This is a genomic window from Psychrobacter sp. 1Y4 (assembly GCF_051847555.1).
In genome coordinates, this window is record NZ_JBPYDE010001139.1 from 1 (window position 1) to 522 (window position 522).

At 48.7% G+C, this 522-nt stretch carries 1 protein-coding gene; it reads right to left on the minus strand.

Annotated elements, in window-relative coordinates; translation table 11 throughout:
* A partial coding sequence (locus tag ACS8FC_RS20820; protein WP_439298183.1) for an FAD-dependent oxidoreductase occupies nt 1-522 on the minus strand: 522 nt, incomplete at both ends.

Genomic DNA, 522 nt, shown 5'->3' on the forward strand with positions numbered 1-522 from the left:
TGGGCGCTGATGGTTTGGCATCTGGCATCAAGCCACCACCCGGATACACACTATAGCCGCGATGCTTGCCCGTCTCATGGCTTTTGACATAGCGATAGTTATTATCCAGAACGCCCCAGCCCTTGAGACCTTCGAGTAGTTTTTCTTTGTCCTCTTTATCAACACTACTATCGAGACTGCCTTTATTGACGGCTTTGGATAATAATTCTGACACATAACCACGGATATCGCTCTGTACTTCGCCCAAGCGCTGCGGTGCACCATTGAAGTGATTGGTACGGTGTAGATAAGCGCGATCATTAGTCTGGATAAAGGGCTGCAATGCGACGCCAAACTTTTTGCAGTAATGAAAGACCGCGTAGTGATGAATGGGCAATCGCCATGGCCCACCATTAAAATAATTGCCTTTTTTGAAGTCGCACGTGACCTCAGCACCGCCAAGCTCCGTATATTTATCGCCGCTATTCAGTGTCCAGCTACGTCCGCCGCCGCGGTTTTGATACTCAAGCACAGTCACTTTAT